19 protein-coding genes are annotated in these 24149 nt (G+C 71.7%); 16 read left to right on the forward strand and 3 right to left on the reverse strand.

Annotated elements, in window-relative coordinates; genetic code table 11:
* Window positions 1-89 precede the first annotated feature (89 nt).
* The 14 genes from ND450_RS19310 to ND450_RS19375 all read left to right on the forward strand — a co-directional run bounded on the left by ND450_RS19310 (window position 90) and on the right by ND450_RS19375 (window position 17055).
* A complete protein-coding gene (locus ND450_RS19310) occupies window positions 90-1016 on the forward strand; it encodes a DUF6461 domain-containing protein (RefSeq protein ID WP_253327455.1) in 927 nt (308 codons plus the stop codon).
* Window positions 1016-1849: an SAM-dependent methyltransferase gene (locus ND450_RS19315; RefSeq protein WP_253327456.1), complete on the forward strand. Its 834-nt coding sequence runs from the start codon at window positions 1016-1018 to the stop codon at window positions 1847-1849. The genes ND450_RS19310 and ND450_RS19315 overlap by 1 nt, the downstream gene beginning before the upstream one ends.
* A gap of 265 nt (window positions 1850-2114) precedes the next feature.
* Window positions 2115-2303, forward strand: a complete 189-nt coding sequence (locus ND450_RS19320; RefSeq protein ID WP_253327457.1) for a hypothetical protein — start codon at window positions 2115-2117, stop codon at window positions 2301-2303.
* Window positions 2300-2740 carry a hypothetical protein gene (locus tag ND450_RS19325; protein WP_253327458.1) on the forward strand — a complete coding sequence of 147 codons (441 nt, stop codon included), beginning with the start codon at window positions 2300-2302 and terminating at the stop codon, window positions 2738-2740. Before ND450_RS19320 ends, ND450_RS19325 begins: the two co-directional genes overlap by 4 nt.
* Window positions 2730-3572 carry a ThiF family adenylyltransferase gene (locus ND450_RS19330; protein WP_253327459.1) on the forward strand — a complete coding sequence of 281 codons (843 nt, stop codon included), beginning with the start codon at window positions 2730-2732 and terminating at the stop codon, window positions 3570-3572. The genes ND450_RS19325 and ND450_RS19330 overlap by 11 nt, the downstream gene beginning before the upstream one ends.
* Window positions 3573-3607: 35 nt before the next feature.
* Complete coding sequence (locus ND450_RS19335; RefSeq protein ID WP_253327460.1) at window positions 3608-4702, forward strand: hypothetical protein; 1095 nt, start codon at window positions 3608-3610, stop codon at window positions 4700-4702.
* A 17-nt stretch (window positions 4703-4719) separates the two neighbouring features.
* On the forward strand, window positions 4720-5391 hold the full coding sequence (locus tag ND450_RS19340; RefSeq protein WP_253327461.1) for a hypothetical protein: 672 nt from the start codon (window positions 4720-4722) through the stop codon (window positions 5389-5391).
* A gap of 263 nt (window positions 5392-5654) precedes the next feature.
* Entirely contained in the window at window positions 5655-6761 is a 1107-nt protein-coding gene (locus tag ND450_RS19345; RefSeq protein WP_253327462.1) for a radical SAM protein, read from the forward strand.
* Window positions 6762-7065: 304 nt separating this feature from the next.
* Window positions 7066-8370 (forward strand): pitrilysin family protein, encoded by a 1305-nt coding sequence (locus ND450_RS19350; protein ID WP_253327463.1) that lies wholly within the window; start codon window positions 7066-7068, stop codon window positions 8368-8370.
* On the forward strand, window positions 8367-9695 hold the full coding sequence (locus ND450_RS19355; protein ID WP_253327464.1) for a pitrilysin family protein: 1329 nt from the start codon (window positions 8367-8369) through the stop codon (window positions 9693-9695). Before ND450_RS19350 ends, ND450_RS19355 begins: the two co-directional genes overlap by 4 nt.
* Before the next feature lie 162 nt (window positions 9696-9857).
* A complete protein-coding gene (locus ND450_RS19360; RefSeq protein WP_253327465.1) occupies window positions 9858-10823 on the forward strand; it encodes a hypothetical protein in 966 nt (321 codons plus the stop codon).
* A 312-nt stretch (window positions 10824-11135) separates the two neighbouring features.
* Complete coding sequence (gene lanKC / locus ND450_RS19365; RefSeq protein WP_253327466.1) at window positions 11136-13670, forward strand: class III lanthionine synthetase LanKC; 2535 nt, start codon at window positions 11136-11138, stop codon at window positions 13668-13670.
* A 431-nt stretch (window positions 13671-14101) separates the two neighbouring features.
* Window positions 14102-15340 (forward strand): MFS transporter, encoded by a 1239-nt coding sequence (locus ND450_RS19370; protein WP_253327467.1) that lies wholly within the window; start codon window positions 14102-14104, stop codon window positions 15338-15340.
* Window positions 15337-17055 (forward strand): FAD/NAD(P)-binding domain-containing protein, encoded by a 1719-nt coding sequence (locus tag ND450_RS19375; RefSeq protein ID WP_253327468.1) that lies wholly within the window; start codon window positions 15337-15339, stop codon window positions 17053-17055. The genes ND450_RS19370 and ND450_RS19375 overlap by 4 nt, the downstream gene beginning before the upstream one ends.
* Before the next feature lie 400 nt (window positions 17056-17455).
* On the opposite strand, the gene ND450_RS19380 is transcribed toward ND450_RS19375, so the two are convergent.
* The 3 genes from ND450_RS19380 to ND450_RS19390 form a co-directional block, all read right to left on the reverse strand.
* Window positions 17456-18952: a hypothetical protein gene (locus tag ND450_RS19380; protein WP_253327469.1), complete on the reverse strand. Its 1497-nt coding sequence runs from the start codon at window positions 18950-18952 to the stop codon at window positions 17456-17458.
* Between the two features lie 130 nt (window positions 18953-19082).
* The gene (locus ND450_RS19385) at window positions 19083-19871 is read right to left on the reverse strand and encodes a hypothetical protein (RefSeq protein ID WP_253327470.1); all 789 of its coding nucleotides are present in this window, start codon (window positions 19869-19871) and stop codon (window positions 19083-19085) included.
* Window positions 19872-20230: 359 nt separating this feature from the next.
* Window positions 20231-22525, reverse strand: coding sequence for a LuxR C-terminal-related transcriptional regulator (locus ND450_RS19390; RefSeq protein WP_253327471.1), 2295 nt, complete (start codon window positions 22523-22525; stop codon window positions 20231-20233).
* 234 nt (window positions 22526-22759) lie between these two features.
* On the opposite strand from ND450_RS19390, the gene ND450_RS19395 reads away from it, so the two are divergent.
* Window positions 22760-23533: an IniB N-terminal domain-containing protein gene (locus ND450_RS19395; protein ID WP_253327472.1), complete on the forward strand. Its 774-nt coding sequence runs from the start codon at window positions 22760-22762 to the stop codon at window positions 23531-23533.
* 108 nt (window positions 23534-23641) lie between these two features.
* Window positions 23642-24106, forward strand: coding sequence for a peroxiredoxin (locus ND450_RS19400; RefSeq protein WP_253327473.1), 465 nt, complete (start codon window positions 23642-23644; stop codon window positions 24104-24106).
* Window positions 24107-24149 lie beyond the last annotated feature (43 nt).

Genomic DNA, 24149 nt, shown 5'->3' on the forward strand with positions numbered 1-24149 from the left:
CGACACACGCAGCACCCTAGGCGAACAGCGCGCACCGACTCGAATCCACGTGACGCGACGAGCGTCACCCACCACTTCGGGGGGACCACGTGAACGAGCACGACCTGTCCTGGGCGGACGCCCACCCGGGCTCCGGGCCCTTCCTGGGCGAGATCTACTCGCTGGCGTTCGTCCGCGGTGTCACCCCGCTCGACGCCCTGCGGCGCGCCGGCGGTCTGCAGGACACGCTGGCGGACCGCACGCCGGGGGAGATCGCGGAGACGCACGACTACGACGACGGCTACCCGGAGGTGGTCTCCGCGTTCGGGCTCGGTGAGTGGGCGGTCCTCGTCCAGCCGACCGGGTTCTCGCTGACCCACGTCGTGGACGCGCTTTCCCGCGGCACCGAGGCCGTCGCGGTCCTGCGGCACGACTACGCCTCGCCGAACTTCACCCACGCCGTGCACGGCACCGTCACGACGTGGTTCAACCTCAACTACCCGGAACAACGCGGCGGCGAGGACCCGGACCGCCTGCTGCCGCTGATGCTCGAAGCCGGGTTCGACCACCCGGACGACGACGATGACGACGACGAGAGCTGGCGGCTGCGCTACGAGGAGCCGGTGGCCCGCGCGCTGCGGCTGACCACCCTGATCACCGGCGTTCTACCCACGTTCGACCAGGTCACGGCCTCGTTGCCGAGCATGCACGTCGACACCTGGTTCAGCCGCACGAAGCCGTCGAGGGGTAGCAGGTCCGAGGTGGCCGCGCTCGTCACCGAGCTGGGCGTGGGCGACACCCCTGGTCTCGCCGACGCGCTGGCCGCAGCCGACCGGGGCGAGCCCGTCGTCGTCGCCCAGGACAGCGACCTGGGCCGGCACGTGCGTGAATGGTCAACCCTCGCGCGCCGGGCGAGTTGGTCGCTCAACGACCCCGGAGCGCGGTACCGGTTGAGCGACGGAGAACGCACCCGCGGCCACCGCTTCGGCCAGCTCGTCCCGGCCCTCGCCGCCGCCTTCCGATCGGACCTGGCCTGATGCAGATCCCGCTCGACGGACTGAGCCACACCGCCCTCTACACCGCCTGGGTGAGGCACGAGGAGTCCCTCCGCCCCGATCCGCTGTTCACCGACCCGCTGGCGGACTTCCTCGTCGCCGCGGCGGGCGACCACCCGGCCCTGGCCGCGTTCATCACGCAGATGCAGGACACCTCGAGCGGCTTCCCGTCCTACCACGTGGTGCGCACCCGGTACTTCGACGACCGGATCAGGTACGCGCTGGACAACGGCGTGCGGCAGGTCGTGGCCCTCGCCTCGGGCGTGGACGGCCGCACGACCCGCCTGCCGTGCCCGCGCGACACCCGCTGGTTCGAGCTCGACCTGCCGGCCATGACCGAGTTCAAGACGACCCTGGTCGAGCAGTCCGGCCTGACTCCCACCTGCGAGCGGATCGGGGTGGCCGCCGACCTCAGGACGGACTGGGCCGCGCCGCTGCGGGCGGCGGGGTTCGACCCCCGCAGGCCCACCGCGTGGCTGGTCGAGGGCGTGCTGATGTACCTCACGCCCGACGAGGGTGACGCGCTCCTGGACGCGGTGACCGCGCTGTCCGCCCCCGGCAGCCACCTGCTGCTCGAACACCTGCAGGTCTCGATGCTCGGCGACCGGGGCACGCGGGTGCGGGGCGGGCTGGGCAAGCACGGGGTCGTGTTCACCGCGGCCCGCGACGACCTGGAGGACTGGCTGGGCGCGTCCGGGTGGCGGGCGGCGGTGCACGCGGGTGTGGATCCCGCGATCGGGCACGGCCGGTCCGTCGCGCCGGTGCCCGCGGCCTGGCTGGCGGCCGCGACGCGCGCCGCCCGCGCGGGACGCTGACCGCGGCACGCCGTCCCCGACCGCGGTCCGGTTCCGTCCACTGTGGTCTGAACAACGCCCGGTGTGAACGGCCATCGCGCCCACCGGAACGACTTTGTCCACATCGGACGGAATTTCACCGTGCGCGCCCGCCCGCGAAGATCGTTGTCCCGAAGGCAAATTCCACGTGGACGCGAACGTAACACCGCGCCTGTACTCGGCGACTGACCGGTCGACTCCAAGGTGAAGACGGCCGAACGGGCGCACACGAACCGAAGGAAATCCCATGACCAGCAGAGAAGAGGCCGAGAGACTCCTCTCCTCCCTCGGAGACGAGGACCTCGTCGAAATCGACTCCAACGGGAAGATCTACGCGGTCGGCAAGTCCCCGGCCGCCGCGTCGGGCAAGTCGATCGCGGGCATCTCCGACCAGAGGGGCGAGTACGGGAAGGCGGGCCGGTGGACTTCCGGGTGACGAGGTCGCTCCTCGTCAGCGCCACCCCCGACGGCCGCCTCGCCGCCGAGAAGAAGATCCTCGCCGCGCACTTCCCGCAGTTCACGCTCTCCACCAGGACCGACGCTTTCGCCGTGGCCCGCGGGCAGCTCGAGACGTTCACCGGGCGGAAGTACCGCGTCGAGATCACGGCGGACTCGTCCTACCCGCACTCGCTGCCCGAGATCCACCCGGTCGGCTGGACCCTCAGGCCGAACCCGCACATCATCCGCGGCGGGCTGTGCGTGATGCGCGCGAACCAGTGGGCCTCGTTCATGTCCGTGGCCTTTCTCGTCGCGAAGTCCGCTCTGTGGCTCAACAAGTACGAGGTGTTCCTCGACAAGGGCATCTGGCCGGGTCCGGAGCAGCACGAGCACGGCCCGATCTACAAGGTGAGGAAGTGGTGGCATGAGCTCTGACACCAGCTTCGACACGTCCCGGATCGACTACCTGGTGAGCGGGGCCGGACTGCGCGACAGGAAGGTCGTCGTCGTCGGACTGGGCAGCGGCGGCGCCGTCGTGCTGGAGCGGCTCGGCATGACCGGCGTCGGGAGGTGGTCGCTCTACGACCCGGACGCGCTGGACCCGGTGAACCTCGTCAAGCACCCGGCGCGGCGGTCGGACCTCGGGCGCGCGAAGACCGACATCGCGCGGACCTGGCTCCTCGACAGGAACCCGGCCTGCACGATCGAACGGATCGGCGGGAACGTGGTGGGGGACGAAGGGTTCCCCGCCGACGTGGCCGGCGCGGATCTCGTGGTGTGCGCGGTCGACACGCCCGAGGCGCGCAGCTTCGTGAACGAAGTCTGCGTGCGCGAACGGACGCCCTGCGTCTTCGGTTCCGTGTTCCGCACCGGGATGGGCGGCGAGGTCTACGCCTACCTGCCAGGGGAGGCCGGCTGCCACGACTGCAAGGTGCGGTTCAGCCTCGAACAGGGGCGCGACGTCGAGAACTGGCTCGACCTCACCGACGAGGAGACCCGGCGGATCTACGGGGTCGGCGAGGCGGACTTCTCCGCGTCCGGCCTGGCCGCCGACATCTCGGTCGTGGCGTCCTACCACGCCCACTACGTGATCTCGCTGCTCGCGGGACGGGGGTCGCGGTACCTCACGGTGCCGTCCTTCAACTGGCTGACCCTCTCGCTGCGTCGCGTCGACGGTCTCTTCAACGCCATGTACGACACCTCACGCGTCCTGCTGCGCCCGCGGGCGGAATGCCACCTGCGGTGCGGCGGCGGGGAAGGGAGATGACCGGCGTGGGCGCGAGAGGTCCCGGAGCCCCTCAGGTGATCGTGCCGGTGCAGGTCGCCGAGCGGTTCACGAAGGAGATCAACGACCACCCGCACGTCGAGGTGGGCGGGAAGTACGTCGGCTTCATCAGGGGAGTCGCGCGGCACGACACCCTCGAGGAGCGGCTGCGCGCCGTGCCCGGGCTGACGTTCGAGGTCGTGGACTACATCGACGACGGGCCGGCGGCGCAGCGGACCGCGGGGTTCCACCGCGGAGACCCGGACTGGCAGACCGCCGAGTTCCGCAGGCTCGAGGCGGCGCGGCCGGACATCGAGCAACTGGGCAGCTGGCACAGCCACCACCCGAACGGACTGCGGGAGCTGAGTTCGGGGGACGTGCACGGCTACCAGGAGACGGTCGACGACCTGGGCCACAACCACGACTACTTCTTCGTGAGCCTGGGCGTCGACCTGAAGGGGTTCGTCACGGCGAGGCACTACCTCTTCATCCGCGGCAGCAAGAAGTACGTGGAACTGCCCATGTCGGCGTTCCAGATCACAGACGGCGCACCGGATCCGGCGGTCCCGCGGGAGACGGAACCAGAAGCCCCCGGATCCCCGGCGCCTCCCGAACCGCGGGAGCAGGCGGGACCCGAGGCGCCCCGTACCGAGGAGACTCCCGAACCGGCGCCGGACCCGCCGCCGCGAGAGGTACCCCGGCAGGCGCGGACGCAGCCGCGCGCCGAGACCGGGGAGCACCTGTCGGTGCGGGGCTGGACCGACTCCCGGCCGGGCCTGGACGCGCTGCGCGCCGAGCGCGAACAGCTGCGCAGCCCCGAGTTCGCCCACGTCCGGCTGAGCATCGGCCAGGGCCGCCTGCTGGCACGGGGCTGGCTCGACACGAAGGCGGGCCGGGTGTCGATGTCCCTGCTCTACCCGTCCGCGATCGGCGGCGACGACGGGCTCCTCAAGCTCAGCACGCTGGACGTGCCCGGCATCGACGTGACCCTGTCCGGGCCGCAGACCAGGAACCTCGTCACCGCGAGAGTGCTGATCGGCCACTTCATCCGTTACGCGGACGTGCACCGCCCGCTGATGCGGAAGGACCCGGACAGGCAGTCGTTGCTCCAATCGATCAAGAACTGGTTCTGAACGGAAGGACGACCCGCGTGGAGCACAACGAGCCACCGGACTTCCCCGGCTCCGCCATCGGAAGCGGGATGGACCTGCTGGCGGAGCTCTCGTCACCGTGGACGACGGCGCGTGCCATCACGGCGCCGGGGCTGACCCGCCAGTTGCTGGCGCACGAGCAGGGCTTCGCCGTGCTGTCCCCGGAGCACCTCACCGCGGTGGCGAACACGCTGACCTTCCTCTTCCAGCACACCAAGGTGTGGTCGCTGCTGTGGGCGGAGTCCGTCGCCGGACCCGCGACGTTCAGGGACACCCGCACCGTGCGCTGGGGAGTGGGCGTCGAGAAGAGCAGGGAGCTGGCGAGGACCGCGGGGCTCAAGGTCGAGGCGGAAGGCGACGTGTGGGTCGCCAAGGCGTCGGCCGAACTGTCTGCGGAGTGGTCGAAGCTCACCCAGTCCACCGTCCGCATCGACGTGGAGACGGAGACCACCCGGGAGCTCGAGTTCGACGTGCCGGCGGGCGGCATGGACATCGCGTTGTGGCAGCTCGAGTCCCGGCTGACGCGGCGCCTGGTCCTCCGCCCCCGGCGCCACCTCCCGCCGGAGCCCCTGCCGCACTGGGTGGAGACCGCCATCGCGACGCCCGTGCGTTCGATCGTGATGCCGGTCAACCTCACGCGGAGCACCACCCGCACGCCGGTGGACGCCTAGGAGCGGTTCCGCCACCAGGTCCGCAAGCTGCCATCACGGCGTCCCCTACCTGCCGTTCGATCCGCTGTCCCCCGCCCTCCCCCCAGGCGACAGTGGAGGAGACGAACGAGCGGAAGGAGGTGGGATCAGATGCTCAAGACCCCGGACTTCGGTGACGAGTACGGCGACCAGGACGTGCGCTGCGTCGGCACCGGTGGCTACCACGACCTCGGCGACTACTACGGGATCTGATCCACCCGCGGATGCCGAGGGAGGTGCGGGACGTGCGACTGGTGCGAGGCGAGAACGGCTGGTGGTGCATCGGCCGGTCGGCGACGGCGTTGCTGCCGGACCGGTTGGTGCGGGGCGGTGACCTCACCGCGGAAGGCCGGGAGCAGGTGGCCGGGGCAGGCCTGGACGCGGTGCCGGAACCGGACCACTACAGCCTCACCGTCGTGACGTCCACCGGCTGCAACCTCGGGTGCTCCTACTGCTTCCAGAACACCCCGGACGGCAGGCGGCGCATCGCTCCCGCACGACTCGACGCGCGCACCGTCGCGCGCTGTGTCGAGTTCACCGAGAAGAAGATGGCCGAACTGGGCGTGCGGCGGCTGGAGCTGCTCCTGTTCGGTGGTGAGCCGTTGCTCAACCCCGCCGGGTGTCTGCAGGTGCTGCGGGCGTTCGGTGCGCGGATGCCGGTCACCGCGAGCATGATCAGCAACGGCGTGCTGCTCACCCCTCGGACGGCCGCACGGCTGCACGAGGCCGGGCTCGGGCACCTCCAGGTCACCCTGGACGGCGAGCGCGATCGGCACGACAGGACACGCGTGACGCGCGGGGGCAGGCCCACGTTCGACCTCATCCTGGCGAACGTGGCCTCGGCCCAGCGGCACACCGGCCTCCGCTTCACCGTGCGCGTCAACGTGACACCGGACGTCCTGCCCCACCTCGGAACGCTCCTCGACCAGGCGGCCGCGGTGCTCGACGTCCCCAGGACCAGCCTCGCGATCGCTCCCGTGCTCGACTACGGCGCCGGCGTCCCGGCACCGGACGCACGGGCCGCGGAACAAGCGGTGCAAGCCTGCGCCAGGGCGGCGGAACTCGGGTTCCGGCTCGTCCGCCCGCGCGACGACCACTGCGACTTCTGCTCCGAGACCGACGGCCGCCTGGGCGCGGTCGTGGCCCCGGACGGCACGTTGTTCAGCTGCTGGGACGCGGTCGGCGAGGACCACCTCGCCGTCGGTGAGCTCGACTCGGGCTACAGCAGCCGATCCCGTGCGCGCTGGCGCCGCTGCGGCGGCGAACTCCCGCGCACACAAGCGTTCTCCGACGCACTCGACGCCGGAGTGCTCGACGTCATCCGCGCGCGCAAGGAGGTGACCCGACCATGACCGAACCCGAGCACCACGACGACGAGACGCCCTCGGCGCCGAACTTCATCGAACTGCTCGAGGCCGACGAGGAGCTGACCGGCCCCGGCCTCTGCGTTCCGTTCCGCTAGTAGTGGTGTGTCCCAGGAGGTTGGCGAGGTAATTCACGCTCAGCAGGGCGCCTCGCGGCACCGCCCCCACGCCCCCGTACCACCAGTACGACGACGTGGGGGCGGCACCACGATGCACCCGTCTGACCGCGAATTCCCCCGGCAACCTCCTGCGCCACACCACTCCCCCACACGAGCACCGGAAGGAGACGGCCGTGCAAAGAACACACCAGCACCTGGTCCGCACCCAGCTGGCCAACGGGCTGCGGGTGTTGCTCGCACCCGACCGCACCGTCCCGGTCGTCGCCGTCGCGGTGCACTACGACGTGGGCATGCGCTCCGAGCCGGAGGGCCGCACCGGGTTCGCGCACCTCTTCGAGCACCTGATGTTCCAGGGTTCGGAGCTGCTGCCGAAGCTCGACCACGCGCACTACGTGCAGGCGTCCGGCGGGATCTTCAACGGCAGCACCCACCTCGACTACACGCAGTACCACAACGTGTTGCCCAGCAACGCGTTGGAGCGCGCGCTGTTCCTCGAAGCCGACCGGATGCGCGCGCCGAACCTCAACGCGGAGAACCTGCGCGTGCAGATCGACGTCGTGAAAGAGGAGATCCGCGCCAACGTCACCAACAAGCCGTACGGCTGCTTCCCGTGGGTGACGTTGCCGGGAGTTCTCTTCGACAGCTTCGCGAACTCGCACGACGGTTACGGCTCGTTCGACGACCTGGACTCGGCGACCGTCGAGGACGCGCGCCAGTTCTTCGACCGCTACTACGCCCCGGCGAACGCGCTGCTGACGTTGTGCGGCGACTTCGACGCGGACGAGGCGCTCGCGATGGTGGAACGCCACTTCGGGCCGATCCCGTTCCGCCCCAGGCCTTCCCGGCCGGACTTCGCGGAACCGGAGATCACCGGCGAGCGCCGCACGGTCAAGTACGACCCGCACGCGCCGCTGCCCGCCGTGGCCGCGGGGTGGCGGGTGCCCGACCCGATCGGCCAGTGGGACGAGTACCTGCCGTACCTGCTGCTCGCCGACGTGATGTCCGACGACGGACCCGCGTGCCGGCTGCACCGCAGGCTGGTGCGCCAGGACGGCCTCGCCACGAGCCACCGCTGCTACCTCGGCATGCTCGGCGACCCGCTCGACACGGGCCACCCGACGGCGCTCGTGTGCAGTGCCCGGCAGACGCCCGGCACGAGCTCGCAGCAGGTGCTCGACGCGGTCGCGGAGGAGTTCGCCCTGGTGGCGCGGCACGGTCCGGAGGAACGCGAGCTGAACAGGATCGCGAGCCGCCTCACCACCCGGTTGCTGGTCGAGACGGACTCGGTGCTCGCGCGCACGCAGGCGCTGGCGTCGCTGGAACTCCGCCACGGCCGTGCCGAACTGCTCGGGGAGCTGCCCGCCCTGCTCACCGCGATCACGCCCGAGCAGGTGGCTCGGGCGGCCGCGCGCATCACCCCCGACCGCCGGGCCGTGGTCGAACTGCTGCCCGCCTCGTACCAGGAGGAGGCAGCATGACGGCGAGTGTCGTTCCCGCGTTGCGGCCGTGGCCGGAGATCATCTCCCCGGACGTCACGGAAGACCGCTGTGCCAACGGGTTGCGGCTCCTCGCGCTGCAGCGGCCGGGCGCGCCGCTGGCCGAGATCCGGCTGAGCGTCCCGTTCGGTTCGATGGCGCCGGGTCACCTGGCCCGCGCGTGGCTGCTGTCGGAGACGGTGCTGGCGGGCACCGCGGCCACCGGCCGGATCGGGCTCGCCGAACGCGTCGGCGAGCTGGGGGCGAGCCTGCGGGCCGAGGTCGACCACGACCGGCTGCTGTTCAGCGGCACCGTGCTCGCGGACCGGTTCGAGGACCTGCTGGCCGTGCTCGCGGAGGTCGTGCGGGAGGCGACCTACCCCGACCGGGAGGTGCTGGCCGAACGCGGGCGGCTCGCGTCGCGGCTGACGGCGGCGCGGTCGCAGGCCGCCATCCGGGCGCGAGAGATCCTGCACCGGCACCTGTACGGCGACCACCCCTACGGCGCGAGCATCCCGACCGGCGCCGAGGTCGACGCGATCTCCGCCGGACAGCTGCGGGCGCTGCACGCCGAACGGGTCGTGCCCGACCACGCGGTGCTGGTCGTCGTCGGCCTGGTCGATCCGGACCGGGCCGTCACGGCGATGCGCCGCCACTTCGCGGACTGGCGGCCCGGCGGGCTCCCCGTGCCGGACCTGCCGCCGCTGCCGGACGAGGCCCCCGCGGGGGCGTCCCGGCTGTTCCACCGGCCCGGCTCGGTGCAGTCGTCGATCCGGATCGGCGGGCCCGCGCTGCGCCGCGACGACCCGCTGTTCCCCGCCCTGCACCTCGCGAACCTGATCTACGGCGGGTACTTCTCGTCGCGGCTGGTGGCGAACATCCGCGAGGACAAGGGGTACACCTACACCCCGCGCAGCCGGATCATGCACAGCAGCGCGGGGTCCACGCTCGTGATCGAGGCCGACGTCGCCACCGACGTGACCGCGCCCGCGTTGCTCGAGATGTGGTACGAGCTGGGCAGGTTGTCGACGTTGCGGCCGAGCGCCCAGGAGCTGCGCGACGTCCGCCAGTTCGCCGCCGGCAACCTCGCGATGTCGATCGCCACCAGGTCGGGTCTCGCCACGACCCTGGTGACGCTGCTGGGGGTCGGCCTCGACCTCGACTGGATCCGGCGCAGCCCCGACCTGCTCGCCGAGGTGACCGCGTCCGACATCTACCACGTGGGCGTGCACCTGCTGGCCCCCAAACTCCTCGCGGCCGTCGTCATCGGGGACGCGACGAAGTGCGAGGAGCCGCTGCAGGCGTTCGGCCCCTGGGTGGTCGAGTAGCCGTTCTACCTGCGCAAAGCCCGGTCCTGCCCCCGCGGGACCGGGCTTTTGCGTGTTCCGCCCCCACACCCCGCAGCGAATATGGGGAGCCACTACCCATGTGACCGCGCAACCAGGTGACGCACAGTCTCCTCAGGCGGTGGAACTGATCGGGGTGGTGGGATGTCGCTGCGTGACCTCGGCTTCGACGCGCTCCAGGAGGGCGTGTACCGGAGCCTGCTGGCCGATCCGTTGCGGGACAACAGCACCCTCGCGTCGCTCTTGCTCACGGACGAGACCGCCGTGCGGAACGCGCTGGCCGGACTGCTCGCCCTCGGTGTCGTGGAGGTGGCCGCGACCGCCCCGTGCGGGTACGCGCCCGGTGACCCCGAGGTCGTGGTCGGCGAGCTGATCGAACGGCTGGAGCAGGAGACCTTGCGGCGCCAGCAGAAGATCGGCGGCACGCGCACCGAACTGGCGGGCCTCGCGGCGGGGTTCCGGCACGACGCGCGCACGGTCGAGGTCGAGCACATCACCGAGCCCGAACGGATCCGCGAGCGGCTCGCGGAGCTGTGCTTCTTCACCCGGTCCAGCGTGTACGCGGTGCAGCCGGCGCGGGCGTCCAGCGAGGCGGCCCGCGCGGAGGCGTCCCGGCTCGACAACCGCAGCCTGGGCCGCGGAGTGACGATGCGGATCATCTACGACGAGCGGGTGCTGCGCGCCGAACGCACCCGTGCCCGGCTCGGTGAGCGCACGGCGTCCGGCGCGCAGATCCGGTTCCTGCCGGGTCCGCTCGCGCGGCTGATCCTGCTGGACGAACGGATCGCGATCGTGCCGTCCGATCCGACCGACGCGGGCTCCGGCGCGCTGGTCGTGCACCAGCCCGGGATCGTGAGCGAGCTGGTCGGGCGGTTCCGGCAGTTGTGGGACGGCGCCCAGGACTTCGCCGAACCCGCCGGCGCGCCGTCCGACGACGACCGGTCCGTGCTGCGGATGCTCGCCTCCGGACTGACCGACGAGCTCGTCGCCCGGCAGATCGGCGTGTCCGTGCGGCACCTGCGCCGGCGGATCGCGCGGCTCATGGACGAACTCGGGGCGGACAGCCGGTTCCAGGCGGGAATGGCGGCCGCGCGGCGCGGCTGGATCTGAGACCTCATTGCCCTGACAACAGCAGGTGACACTGTTCAGGAGGAAACATGGTGCGCAAGGCGGGATCGAACGGGATCGGCGAGGACGACGACGTGATCGGCGCGTTCGGCTGGGACTGATAGACCGGCGCGGACCAAGGGCGGGTACCTGCGGGTGCCCGCCCTTTTCGTCACCCGCAACGGGGTCATCTTGTTGTCCGCGAACGGTCCGGAAGCTGACGCGCCACGACCTTCCGAACCCGTTGGCAGGCAAGCAGAATTGTTTCCAGAGCAAGGGAAAAGCCCGAAGGAATCCGGAGAGGGGAACGAGAAAATGAGCATCTCACTCGTGCACGCCGATCCGGAGTTCTACGCCCCGCTCAGCCGCACGACCCGGCGTGGCACCGAGTACACCGCGACGGGCATGCCGGCGGACTGGAGCCGGCACCACCAGGACGTGTGGACGGGGTGGTACCCGCCGCACAAGCTCGGCGGCGTCACCGACGGCTGGAAGATCCACCTGTCGGCCCGTGCGAACCGCGCCCAGCACGTGCTGGACGTCGCCGCGCCGATCTTCGCGGCGCACGGCGTGGGGTTCAAGCACCTGAGCTGCTCGCTGTACTTCGTGGTGACGCACCACAAGCACGCCGAACGCAGCCAGTCGGGCAAGTTCTGCGCCGCCTACCCGCCGGACGCCGCGACCGCCGAGGCGCTCATGCGCGACCTCGCCGCCGCGTTCGACGGTGAGGAAGGTCCTTACGTGCTCAGCGATCGCCGGTTCGGCGACTCGCGGGTCGTGCACTACCGCTACGGCGCGTTCGTCGCCCGGCGCAGGCTCACCGCGCAGGGCTGGCACGAGCTGCTGGTCCTCGACGCGGCCGGGCGGAGCGTCCCGGACGTGCGCGGCACGAGGTTCAGCACGCCCGAAGGCATCACCGACCCGTTCGCCGAGTCCTCTGTGGACGCGCCGAAACGCACTGGCGCGCCGGAGTTCGGCGGTGTGCGGTTCGAGAAGGCGTTGCGCCACAGCAACGGCGGCGGCGCCTACCAGGGCACCGACGTCGCCACCGGGCGCACGGTGTTCGTGAAGGAGAGCCGGGGCCACCACGGCCTGGTGAGCCCCACCAGCGCGAGCCAGGACCGGCTGCGCAACGAGTACGAGGTGCTGCGGGAGCTGCACCGCGCCGGTTCCGGCTTCGCCCCCGAACCGGTGCGGTACTTCCGCCACCTGGAGAACGAGTTCCTGGTCACCGAGTTCGTGCCGGGACGATCGCTGCGCTCGTGGTGGGTCGAGCACAACCCGATCATCTGGTCCACCGCGACCGACGACGACTTCCTGGCCTACTACGCACGGGCCGCGAAGATCCTCGACCAACTGACCGCGCAGCTGGAACGGTTGCACGGCCTGGGTTACGCCTTCATCGACCTGAGCCCGGACAACGTGCTCGTGGACGACGAGGACAGGGTCCGGCTCATCGACTTCGAGACGGCCGCCCGCCTCGGCGGACCGCTGACGCCGATCGGCACGCCGGGGTTCTTCCCGGCCGACCCGCTGCGGTTCGCCGACGACCCGGTGCGCTACGACGACTACGCGCTCTCCTCGATCGCGCTGGCGTTGATCGCGCCGATCACCACGACGGCCGACCTGTTCCCCGGCGTGCTCGCCCACCTGAAGGCGCAGCTCGACCCGCACGGCCTGGTGCCGCGGAAGATGTGGGCGCTGGCGACGCAGGTCCGCGAGCCCGACCCCGTCCCGTCCGCGGACGAGGTCACCTCGAACCCCTGGAACTGCCTGAAGGCGTTGCGCGACGGCCTGATCACGGGTCTGCGCGACACCGGGCACCCCGACGGCGTGGTGCCGCTCGGTCCCCGGTCCTACGCCACCAACAGGCTCGGCTTCGGCCACGGGCTGGCGGGCGTCGTGCACGCCCTGCACGTGGCGGGAACGCCGTCGGACGAACTGCTGGACCGGCTGTGCGCCCGTGCGCTGGCGGAGGCGGACGACCTGCCTCCCGGACTCGTCGCGGGACAGGCGGGCGTGGCCCGCGTCCTCGCGGAGCACGGCAGGATCGCCGAGGCGCAGGAGCTCCTGGCCCGGGCGGACGAGCACCCGCTGCTGCACGGGTCCGCGACGCTCGGCTTCGGCTCCGCCGGCGTCGGACTCGCCCACCTCGCGCTGTACCGGCACACCGGCGACCGCGCCCACCTGGACCAGGCGGTCCGGCACGCCCACGAGATCCCCGGCTCGCCGACCGAGCTGCTCGGCCGGCACAACGCCGCCGGACTCGTCGACGGACGGACCGGGCTCGCGTTGTTCCACCACCACCTCGGTGTGCTGACCGGGGACGAGGACCACCTCGCGCGGGGACTGGGTCTCCTGCACGAGGAACTGGACCGCGCCGAACTCTCCGAGGGCGGACTGCTGTTCGGGGTCTCGGACCGCGACCGCAGGCTGATGCCGTACCTGAGCACCGGCACCGCGGGTGTGCTGATGGTGGCGAGCCGCTACCTGGCCACGACCGGCGACGAGCGCGTCGCCGCCGCGATCCCGGGCCTGCTGACGGGGCTCAACTGCTCGTTCACCCACTACGGCGGCCTGTTCGACGGCATGGCGGGACTGAGCCTCGCCCTGCACGACCACGGCCGCAGGCACGGCGACCAGGCGAGCCTGGACCGTGCGCAGACCTTGGCACAGCGTCTTTTCCTCTACGCCGTGCCGCACGAGACCGGGACGTACGTCCCCGGTGAGCACGCACTGCGCCTCAGCGGCGACCTGTGGTTCGGGTCCGCCGGGGTGCTGACGGTGCTCGCCGGAGTGCTGGACGACCACCCGGATCCCCTGTTCGCCCTCGACGAAGTCGAGCGGTAGCAAGAAAACCCCTGAGGAGGCAGTCATGTCCGACGTCAACGAGCTCCAGAACCTCGCCGACGACGAGAACACCGAGGCCGGCTACACCAACCCGGTCGAGGTCGAGCCCGGCAAGAGCACCGCCAGCATCGTCTGCTGACCTGGCCCCACCCGCTCTTCCCGCACCACAGCAAGCACTTCACCTCAACGAAGGAGACGGACATGTCCGACATCAACGAGCTGCAGAACCTCGCCGACGACGAGAACACCGAGGCCGGCTACACCAACCCGGTCGAGGTCGAGCCGGGCAAGAGCACCGCCAGCATCGTCTGCTGACCTGACCTTCCACAGGTCACGCCGTGCCACGGGGCGGAGGCGGGGGAACTCCCCCGCTCTCCGCCCCGAAGCTCTTTCCGCCCAGGATGACTTCTCCGCGTCGCAGGAGGACCAGCGTGAGCCGCGATTTCCGCTACTACTGGTCGGCCGAGGTGAGCTCCACCTTCGGTTCGACGTTCACCACGATGGCGATCGCCACCCTCGGCGTCATCGTGTTCAACGCGTCGCCGAGCGAGCTCGGCTTCGTCAGCGCGGCCGCGATCCTGCCCGCCTGCGTCTTCGGCCTGCTGGCCGGTGTCCTCGGCGACCGCCTGCGCCGACCGCGCCGCGTGCTGATCGGCTGCAACGCCGCGGCCGCCTCTCTGGTGCTCGTCGTCGCGCTCGGCATCGGCACCGGTGCCGCCACGATCTGGTGGCTCGCCGCGCTGTGCTTCGTGCTCGGCTGCATCGCGACCGTCGTCGAGACCGTCTACTTCACGCACCTGCGCAGCCTCGTGCCGCCGGACCGGCTGACCGCGGGCCGCGCCCGGTTGCAGACAGGCGAGTACGGCGCCCGCACGGCCGGGCAGGCGCTCGCGGGTGTGCTGATCTCCGTGCTGGGCGGCGCTTTCGCGCTCGTGGTCGACGCGCTGACCTACCTCGTCAGCCTCGTCCTGCTGACCCGCATCACCGCACCCGACCAGGGCGCCCCGCCCGCCGACGCGCCGCGGTCGCTGCACCGCGAGATCGGCGAGGGTTTCCGCCAGGTGGCGAAGTACCCGTTCCTGCGCACGTTCGGCGTGTTCACGGCGGTGCGTTCGATGAGCGTCGGCGCGCTCGCGACCATCGTCGCGCCCTTCCTGCTGCGCGACCTGCACGTGCCGCTGGAGCTCTACGGCGCGTTGTTCGCGGTCAGCGGCCTGGCGGGGCTCGTCGGCTCGCTGGCGGCCGGGCGCCTCGCCGAGCGCATGAGCCTGCACTCGCTGGCGGTGCTGGGAAGTGCGGGCACCGTCGGTGCCGCCTTCGTGCTGCCGTCGGCGGGCGGGCCGCTGCCCGTCGCCCTCACGATCGCCGTGCTGGGCCTGGCGCTGCCGACCGTGTTCGGCGCGATCGCCAACGTCGGCCTCAGCGGCGCGCTGACCGAGTTGGTGCCCGAGAACGCGCTCGGCCGCGCCATCGCGAGTCTGCGCACGATCGCCACGACGGCCCAGATCCTCGGCGCGCTGGGCGGCGGCCTGCTCGCCGACGCGCTCGGCCTGCGCCCCACGGCGTGGGTGTGCGCGGGCCTCGCCCTGCTCGGCTGCGTGCCCCTGCTGCGGGCCGTGGTGGTCACCCGCGGGCCCGCGCCGGTCGAGGAACCGGCGGTGCTCGTATGACCGCCGTGCTCGCGATCATCGGTGCCGGCCCGCGCGGCACCGGTCTGCTGGAACGGCTGGCGGCCAACGCCTCCCTGCTCCCGGCGGGGTGTGAGATCCACGTGGTCGACCCGCACCCGGCGGGAGCGGGCCGCGTGTGGCGCCCCGACCAGTCCCCGCTGATGCTGATGAACTCGCGCGCGGCCGACGTCACGATGTTCACCGACGACAGCGTCCGCTGCGCCGGCCCGATCACCCCGGGCCCGACGCTCGCCGAGTGGTCCGGGCTGGACGACGACGTCTTCCCGACCCGCCGGCAGGGTGGCGCCTACCTGAGGTGGTGCTTCGACCGAGCCGTGCGCGCTTTTCCGCGCGTTGTCAGGGTTTTCGTGCACCGGACCAGCGCCGTGGCCCTCTCGGACGGCCCGCGCCAGACCGTCGCGCTGGCGAACGGCACGCACGTGGTCGCCGACGTGGTCGTGCTGGCGCAGGGGAACGTGGGCGGTCACCGCACCCCGGGCCAGCTGGCGCACCAGGACTTCGCCGCCCGCACCGGCGGCACGTACCTGCCGCCGTCGTGCCCCGGTGACGAGGACCTCGACCGCCTGCCCGCGGGCGAGGCGGTCCTGGTGTCCGGCATGGGTCTGGCGTTCGTGGACCTGGTCGTCCTGCTGACGCAGGGCCGGGGCGGCCGCTTCACCCGCGGCCGCGACGGCACGCTGACCTACCACCCGAGCGGCCGGGAACCGGTGCTGCACGCGGGATCCCGCCGAGGCGTCCCCTATCTGCCGAAGCCGGTGCCGCCCCCGCTGGCCGACCGTGCTCCCCGCTTCTTCACCCCGGCGCTCCTCGCCCGCGCCACCACACCGGGCGAACTGGTGGGCGCCGCGTGCCGCGAACTCGTCTGGGCGCACTACCGCGAGCTCTTCGCCGCGCACGCCGAACGGACCCGCATGCCGCGGGACGCCTTCGCGTCGGCGTTCGCCGCGCTGCCGATCACCGACCCGGCGCTGGAGGTCCTGGTCGCGCAGGCCGTTCCCGACCCGGCCGACCGCGCGGACACGAGCTTCCTGCGCGCTCCGCTGACCCGCTCGTTCCCGGACCAGGCGGCGCTGAACACGTGGATGCGCGACCACATGGGCCACGCGGTGGCCCGCGCCACCGACCCCCGTCACAGCGCACACGCCGCGGTCCTGCACGGACTCCTGACCGTGAGCGAGGTGCTCGAACAGGCGGCGCCCACCCCGGCGACCGCGCGCACGGCCGCGGTCCTGTCGCGCTTCGCCGCCTACCTGGGGTCCGGTCCTCCCCCACACCGCTTGGAGCAACTCCAAGCCCTGACGCGCGCAGGCCTGCTCCACTTCCTGGGAGCAGGGCTGCGCGTCACCCGCACCGACGCCTTCACCGCGCACACGGACTCCCTGCCGTTCGCGGTCAGCGCGAGGCACTTCGTCGAGGCCCGCCTGCCCGACCCCGACGCCCGCACGCACCCGTTGCTCCTCCCGCTGGCGCACAACAGGACCCGCGTGCCGGTGGACCCGGACACGTTCCACGTCCTCGACGACACGGGCGACGCACATCCGCGCCGCCTGGCGCTGGGCCTCTTCGCCGGCGGAGGGGCACTGGGCGCGTTCTCCCGTCCCGGACGCAACGCCCCGTTCTTCCGCCAGAACGACGACACGGCCCGCCGCGTCCTCGCCGAACTGAACGCCAGGACCCCGGCGCTCACGCCCTGAGCTAGTGGTGCGTCCCAGAAGGTCGGCGAGGTAATCCACACTCAGCAGGGCGCCTCGCGGCACCGCCCCCACGCCCCCGTACTACCAGTACGAGGACGTGGGGGCGGCACCACGATGCACCCGTCTGACCGCGAATTCCCCCGGCAACCTTCTGCGCCACACCACTAGCCGACCCGCGGGCCGGAGTCCGTGACGACGGCACCTCTGCTGAGGTGCCCGGTGACGGATCCCGTGTTCGCGGGGCTCGGCGGGCGCTGTTCCGGCAGCCCGCGTGGAGCTGCGGTGGCCATGGCCCGAGACATCCGCCGAAGGCCGTCCGAACGCACCGCCACCACGGCCCGCGGCACAGCGCAAGGCGGGACCGGTCGGAACCGGCCCCGCCTTGGTGATCACCTCGTGGTCACGCCTTCACGGAGTGCTTCCCGTGGGTCCAGGACGCGGCGTCGCCGCCGTCGCCCGCCGGACCGGAGTGGCCACCGGTCGTGGTGCTGTGGTTGGAGGCGTCGCCGGTCGAACCCGTGGCACCGGTGTCACCGGAGTCGCCCGAGGTGACCTCGGTCCAGGACTGCGTGCCGTGGTTCTTCCAGCCGTCGTGCTTCCACCCGTCGTGCTTCCACCCGTCGTGCTTCCAGCTGTGCTTCTTCCAGCTGTCGTGCTTCCAGCCGTTGTTCTTGTTCTCGTTCTTCACCACCGCCGAGTTGCCGCCGGTGTCACCGGAGTTCCCGGAGTCGCCCGAGTCACCGGTCGTGGCGTTGTTCGAGCTCGTGGCGTTGCCGCCCTTGCCCGAGTCACCGCCGTTGCCCGCGGTGGCCTCAGTGGAGCCGTTGTCGCTGTGCTTGCTCCACTTGCCGTGGTGCTTCCAGGACTTGCCCTGCTCGGTCACCGCCCAGGCGTCACCGCCGTCACCGGCCGGACCGGAGTTCCCGCCCACCGTGGTGCTGTGGTTCCACGCGTCACCGGTCGAGCCGGTGGCACCCGTGTCGCCGGAGTCGCCCGACGTGACGGTCGTCCAGGACTTGTCGCCGTCCCAGGACTTCTCGTCCCGGTTCCAGCCGTGGCCCTGCTCCGAACCGGTCGTGCGCACGACGGCCTTGTTGCCGCCGGTGTCACCCGAGCTACCGGAGTCGCCCGAGTCACCGGTCGTGGCGTTGTTCGAGCTCGTGGCGTTGCCGCCGTTGCCCGAGTTGCCGCCGTTGCCCGCAGTGGCCTCAGTGGAGCCGTTGTTGTTGTGGCCCCACTTCTGGTCCTTGCTCACGGCCGTCGCGTCGCCGCCGTCACCGGCGGAACCGGAGTTCCCACCCACGGTGGTGCTGTGGTTGGAAGCGTCACCGGTCGCCCCCGTCGCGCCCGTGTCCCCGGAGTCACCCGAGCTCACGTTCGTGTGGCACTCAGCGAGCACGCAGACGCCGTAGGCGCTGTTGCCGCCGGTGTCACCCGAGTTGCCCGAGTCACCGGAGTTCCCGGACGTGGCGTTGTTCGAGCTGGAGGCGTTGCCGCCGTCGCCCGAGTTGCCGCCGTTGCCCGCGTTCGCGCCGGAATCGCCCGAGCGGCCCGCCGCGGTGGCGTCGCCGCCGTCGCCGGCGGAACCGGAGTTCCCACCCGCGGTGGCGCTGTGGTTGGAGGCGTCACCGGTCGATCCGGTCGCGCCCGTGTCCCCGGAGTCACCCGAGCTCACGTTCGTGTGGCACTCGGCCAGCACGCACAGGCCGTAGGCGCTGTTGCCGCCGGTGGAACCGGAGTTCCCCGAGTCGCCCGAGTCGCCGGACCTGGCGTTGTTCGAGCTCGTGGCGTCGCCGCCCTTGCCCGAGTCACCGCCGTTGCCGCCGTTGACGATCGAGTGCACGGCGTCGCCGACGCCGCCCAGGAGGCCGTCGCCACCCGTGTCGGCGCTTGCCATCGCCGTTCCGAACAGGAGGAAGCCTCCCGAGAACGCTGCGGCCACCAGACCGCGTCGCACAGAGCTGTGCATTGTCGAACCTTCCTGTTGATCAAGCTTGGTGATCTGCCGGCTTGGTCGTCAGGACTGCTCAACTGGGATGGTTCCGGCCGTAGTAGTAGCACCACGACCCGTGGACCTGGTGGTCGGTGACCACCACGAGGGACCCGTCGCCCGCGTGAACTCCCCGTTCCGCCGGGAGGTCCGAGAGCGCGAGGCCCGTCGATCCGGTCGAGGACGCCGATCCCGTGGTGCCGGTCGGAGCGAACGGCACGCCAGGTGACGGCGGGGAAGGCGCCTCGGTCGGCGGCGCCGCTTCAGGCGCGGAGATCGGTTGCCGCTGCGGCGTTCCCGCCACCGCGACCTGTTCGGGCAGAGCCACCACGTGTGTCTGTGGCACGACCACCGGAACGTCCGGTGTCTCCGGTGCCACGGACACCGGCGGCGGGACCTCCGCCGCGGCGGAGGGCTGTGCCACCAGCGGTTCCGCGATCCGCGGGACCAGCGGCACGTCCCGCACCGCGTTCACCACGGGGGTGAGCAGCGGCGCGGTCACGGGCCGCAGGGGCTCGAGCACCGGGTCCAGCGCCCGCGTCGCCGTGTCGACGACCGGCGCGAGCGGTTCCAGCACCGGTTCGGTCACCGGCTCGGCGGCCTCCAGCACCGGTTCGAGCACCGGCTCGGCCACCGCCGTCACGTCCCTCGTCAGCGGCGCGACCGAATCGGTCACCGGCGCGACGAGTCCGGCGACACCGCCCAGCGGACCGGGCGACCCGCCGTCGTCAGCACTCGCGACCCCCGCCGAGAGAAGGCCGAATCCGATGAGGAAACCGGCCACGCCGAAAGTCCGCTTGAGCGCTGTGGAGCATGTCAACTTCATGCAATCACCCCCTCTCACCGAATGAGCACCTGTACGTCAAGGCATTCGGGTTCCCCCAAGAGGGTGGATTGCACAAAAGTGCGAGAAATTTGTTCTCCGCAGGTCACGAGAACTAATTATTTTGAAACATTCATTTCCGACTACTTTGTGATGAAGAGTCGCGCGTCCGATGTCGACGGACGGTGATCACGTGGTGGAGGCGCCGCGTCCCTGTGCGTCCACAGGTGTGAACGCACAGGGACCCGCGTGGCGCCGTCCCGAGCCGGCTGAACCGCATCTGGCGGATCCTCGCGCACCACATCCGTACCCCGCAGCGGTTCCGGATCGGTGTTCGAGGCCCATTGCACCTGATCGAGTGATCACCGGGGTGCGGGAAGTGAGACGTCCTCCAAAGCGCGTTCGAGCTCGCGCCGGTTCCGCGCGCCGAGTTTGTTGCGGATGCGCGTGACGTGGTGTTCCACGGTCTTCGCGGAGATGAAGAGCGCGTCGCCGACCTCGCGGTAGGTGAGCCCGTCCCGCACCAGCGCGGCGACCTCCTGCTCGCGGTCGCTCAGGACCTCCGCGCCCCCGTTGCCCTGGCCGCCGTTCGTGCCGTGGAACTGGCGGGCGATGTCGAGCAGCTGCGTCATGGCCCTGCGGTCGGTGGTGTGCATCGCCGCGTGCCCGGCGAGCCGTGCCGCGTCGGCGCGCAGGCCGTGGGCGTGCAGTTCCCGCGCCGCCGACTCGACGCGCAGGTGGTCCACGTCGCCGTGACCGGCCTCGCTCCAGCAGTGCGCGGCGGTCGCGAGCGCGCGGCCGAACGGCAACGCGTCCGCCGCGGTGTCCAGCGCCGCGAGGTGCTCCTCGGCAGCGGGGTGGTCCCCGAGGAGAAGTGCCGCGTGGAAGGCGTTCCAGCGCGGCAGCACCGTCCACAGGGGAGGGTCGCCCAGGTCGCCGAGCAACGTCCACGCCTCGTCCAGGTGCGTCTCGACCCGGTGGAACTGCCCGATCCTGGCCGCCGCGACGGCGATCTCGGTCAGCGGGAGCAGCGTGTAGAGGTCGACGGGGTGCACGACGAGCGCCTGCTGGGCCGGTTCCCACGCCGCGCGCAGGGCGTGGAGGTCCCCGGCGCGGCGGGTGACGCCGAGCTCCAGCGCCGCCGCGAACAGGGCCTCCCGCGGCTCCCGGGAGAGGTCGGGACGCGAAAGTCGTCGTGCCTCTTCGACGTCACCGCGGAACAGGTCCACGCAGGCGAGCAGCAGCTGGTGCCGGTCCGCGTGCAGTCCCCGGCCGTCGTCGCCCCGCACCGCCTTGGCCAGCAACGACCTCGCCACCGACAGCTCTCCCGCGTGGACGCAGACCAACGCGGCGAGTGCGGTGGGACTGTCCGGTTGCACCGACGCCCTGGAGCCCGCCTGGTTCACCCCCGCCGTGGCCACCGCGGCGGCGACGGCGGCCATCGGCGGGCCGGTGACCGTGTCGAGGACGACGCCCGCCAGCCGGTGCCCGAGCGTGTCGGTGAGCGACGCTGCGGGGTGCGCGCCGGACTGGACGGCACGCGCCTCCTCCAGCCGTCCGGCACCGAGGAGACCGGTCACGGCGAAGCCCAGCGCGAGGCCGTTGTCCGAGCGCCGGAGCAGTTCGCCCCCGCGGCCGACCTGCCCGCGCAGCGTCAGCACGGTCGCGGCGACCAGCAGCGCGTCCGCGTCGGCGTGTTCGAGGTCCACCACGTCCACGGCCCCGTCGAGGTCGCCGCTGAGCGCGCGGGCCCGCGCGAGGAGTGCGGAGGAGCCCGGACCGGCGGCGGCGAACACCCGCGCCGCGAGCGCCGGGTCGTCGTCGACCACCTCGTGTCCCGCCGCGATGAACACGTCCGCGAGCCCGGGGTCCACGACGCCGAGTTCCAGCAGCGGCCGCGCGTACCCGGCCACCGGCTGCGACCGTTCCACCTGGGTCAGGGCGAGCCTGCGCAGCAGGTCCGCGCGCTGTTCCGCCGGAGCGAGCGCCTCGGCCGCCTCGGCGGCGACGGGCAGCGGTGCCCCGTCGATCCGGAGCAGGCCGGCCGATCTGAGGGCCTCGGCGGACTCCGACACCACGTGGGGGTCCAGCGCGAGGACCGCCGCGAGCAGTTCCACGTCGAACGGGGCGCCGAGCGCACGGGCCAGCAGCAGGTCGTTCGCCGCGACGGGCAGTTCGTCGAGGTGGCGGGCGAACGCGCCGCGCGGCTCGGGCGACAGCTCGTCCAGCACGAACCCCGGCGTGCCCCCGGTCCGCTCGTGCAGCCGTCCCGCGACCTCGTCGCTCACCTCGGCGCCGAGAACGCGCGCGGCGAGCGACCGGACCTGCCCCTGCGTCAGCGGCCGGAGCCGCACGCGGACCACGGTCCCCGGCAACGCGCCGACCAGTCGCCCCAGCGCGCGGTTGTCCGGCCACGGCCGATGCGCGAGCACGAGCCGGCCGCCCGCACGGACCTCGTCCAGCAGCCGGTCGGCCTCGTCCTCCCCGAGCGCGTGCCCGTCGTCGACGGCGATCGGCTGTGCGAAGGCGCGCAGCAACGTGGTCTTGCCGCACCCGGCGGGCCCGGTCAGCACGACGTGGTCCGCGCCGCGCGCCCGTTCGAGCGTCCGGGCCGTCCCGTCGTCGAGCAACAAGGGCGTGTCCGGCATCGGGGACATGAGCGCGTGAACCTCCTGGTGGCCGACCTCTACCGGGGTACTTCGGTTCATCACCCGTTCAGGCTTGGTCTCGACCGGAAGATCGGGAAACACCCCCTATCCCCCTACACGCGGTAGCCCCAACCCCCGATCCGTCCCCCACCTACAGGACCAGGCACGTCACCCGATGCGGTGATCAACCCGCTCTTCGTAGCTTTCAGTGGCACAAGCACAACGACGCACCTGGAGTTCGACGTGACCCTGCCGCAGACGCTGCACGACTTCACCCTCAACCTGCTGAGCGACCCGGAGGCCCGCTCGGCCTTCCAGCTCGACCCGCAGGGCTCGCTCGACGCGGCCGGCCTCGGTGACGTGCACCCGGCGGACATCCAGGAGCTCCTGCCGCTCGTGCTCGACTTCGCCCCGGTCACCTCGCTCGGCGACTTCGGCTCGACGATCTCCGGCCTCGACCTCGACCAGCAGCTCGACCTCATGAGCACGCTGCAGAACACCGTCGGCCAGCAGCTCGACGACAACACGGTCCTCGGCGCCGTCTCGGGCCTCACCGCCGCCGTGCACGGCGTCACCAACGGCTTCGACGTGCTCAGCGACCCGTCGAGCGCCCTGGACGTCGTCGCCGGGACCGAGATCACCGACGTCACCAAGACCGTCACCGACCTCGACGTCACCAACACCGTCGGCGACATCACGAACGGCACCGACGTCCTCGACACCACGCACGTCACCGACGTCGTCGGCGACGTCACGAGCGGCGTGCAGACCGGCGACCTGGGCGTGAACGACGTGCTCAGCGGCGACGTCACCTCCGCCATCGGCACCGTGACGGGCAACGACCTCTCCCTCGACCACGTCGGCAACGTCACCGACGTCGTCTCGCACGTGGGCAACGTCGGCGACGTGACCGGCGTCGGCTCCGTCGGCGACCTCGGCAAGATCGGCGACATCTCCGGCGAGCTGGGCGACGTCAACGTCGGCGGCGTCCTGAACGACCTCGACCTGAGCCTCTGACCCACCCGCACGTGCAGGCCGCCCCGACCGCGCCCCGGGGCGGCCTTGCGGCGTTCGCCAGGTCTTCGGAGCCGCAATCCCCACCGGTCGCGGCTCCGAAGACCTGGTGTGAAACAAGGAGACACCGCCCCCGACTTCACCCTGCCCGACGACAACGGCGACCCCCGCACCCTGTCCGAGTTCCTGGCCTCCGGACCGGTGGTGCTGTTCTTCTACCCGGCCGCGATGACAGGCGGCTGCACCGCGGAGAGCTGCCACTTCCGCGACCTGGCGGCGGAGTTCGGCGACGTGGGCGCGCACCGCGTCGGCATCAGCCCCGACGCCGTGAGCAAGCAACGCGCGTTCTCCACCACCTACGGCTTCGACTACCCGCTCCTGTCCGATGAGGACGGTGCCGTGGCGAAGCAGTTCGGCGTCTGGCGGCGCTTCAGCCCGCTGCACGCCAAGAGGCACACGTTCGTCATCGACACCGACCGGACGGTGCTCGCCGTGGTCAAGAGCGAGCTGAAGTTCACCGTCCACGCCGACCAGGCACTCGAGGTGCTGCGGGAGCGCGCGGCCCGGCAGGCCTAGCCCGCACGAACCCACCGCTGCCGGCGCCTCAGGTGGCCGGCAG

This window comes from Lentzea sp. HUAS12 (genome assembly GCF_024125735.1).
Taxonomy (GTDB): domain Bacteria; phylum Actinomycetota; class Actinomycetes; order Mycobacteriales; family Pseudonocardiaceae; genus Lentzea; species Lentzea albida.